The organism is Neobacillus drentensis (assembly GCF_036965645.1).
GTDB classification, from domain to species: Bacteria; Bacillota; Bacilli; order Bacillales; family Cytobacillaceae; genus Neobacillus; species Neobacillus drentensis_D.
The window spans coordinates 1-1,178 of record NZ_JBALPZ010000201.1; the positions used below are offsets into that span (position 1 = coordinate 1).

Consider the following 1,178-nt stretch of genomic DNA (forward strand, 5'->3'; position numbering starts at 1 on the left):
GTCTAGGCTAAGCCTAATTAGGAGGTCTAAACTCCGAAGAATTTAAACATGTGTGTATATTACCATTTTCTGAATATTATTTCAATAATTTAAAGCGTTAATATGTGAAAACCTTGATCAAAACCTATGTTACATTTAATTATTTAGTATTAACAGATAATTTTGGCAATTATAACTCTATTTGAGTATAATAAATTTCATCTTGAATAGTGGAGGGAAACAACATGAAAAAAGAAATAGTTTACTCTAAGATTACAGGTGAAAGAATGCCTCCGTGCAAATGTACTAGAACAAGAGAGCCAAATCTTGATTTAATGGCAAAAGCGATAATTGACTTATATTATAAGACAAAGGGACAGGAGCTTAGGGAGCCCTAAAAGGGTTAAAAAAATTGGGATACCAATTAGAGGTGATGAGGATGAAAAAACAAATTAAAATAATAGAAACTGTAAGCAAAGAATTAACTGGAATTGAAATTGCCAAATATCTTATTTCAATAGGACCCTATAAGGAAAAGAATAAAGCCCCTGAAAAGGATGGTACCAAAGACTGTGAGAAAAATGAAGAAAAATAATGAAGAAGAAATTGTCTACTCTAAAATTACAGGTGAAAGAAGACCACCTAGCATATGTACTACAATAAGAGAACCGAACTTAGAATTGATGGCTAAAGCCATAATTGATTTGTACTATAAGACAAAGAACGAAGGGGATTCTGATGAACAAAGAAAATGATCATGTGAAAAAGCCAGAATTTCAGGAGACAATTTATATTAAACGACTCGGTACTGTGACTTCTCAAGGGAAATTTAACAATAAAGCGTATGTTCAAAAGCAATTATTTTACTGGCAATGTGAATGAATAGATTTATTAATTGCAGAATATAAATTATAAGATATACAGAATTTTAACTGTTGTAAAAACCCATTTTGTAAACTATAATAAATGTAATAAATTTCATACTAAAAGTGAGTGTAATAAACGTTAATATAACAATATTCTTAATCAAGATTTAGAAGATGTTCAACGCGTATATCATAACGTTGATCTTGGTGAATAAGACCAATAATAAACATTTATCGAAAAGGTAGGGAGGAAGCCACTCATTTTGGGTGGCTTTTTCCTATTCAAAAGGCTTTGTTAAAGGTCATTATTGATATTGAAATAATGTTGATTGG

3 protein-coding genes are annotated in these 1,178 nt (G+C 30.1%); all 3 read left to right on the forward strand.

Annotation, left to right across the window (positions count from 1 at the left end):
- The first annotated feature begins 224 nt into the window (after positions 1-224).
- The 3 genes from V7266_RS27930 (at position 225) to V7266_RS27940 (ending at position 861) form a co-directional block, all read left to right on the forward strand.
- Entirely contained in the window at positions 225-377 is a 153-nt protein-coding gene (locus V7266_RS27930; RefSeq protein WP_335472482.1) for a hypothetical protein, read from the forward strand.
- Positions 378-418: 41 nt separating this feature from the next.
- Complete coding sequence (locus tag V7266_RS27935) at positions 419-574, forward strand: hypothetical protein (RefSeq protein WP_335472483.1); 156 nt, start codon at positions 419-421, stop codon at positions 572-574.
- 143 nt (positions 575-717) lie between these two features.
- Positions 718-861 carry a hypothetical protein gene (locus V7266_RS27940; RefSeq protein ID WP_335472484.1) on the forward strand — a complete coding sequence of 48 codons (144 nt, stop codon included), beginning with the start codon at positions 718-720 and terminating at the stop codon, positions 859-861.
- Positions 862-1,178: the final 317 nt, after the last annotated feature.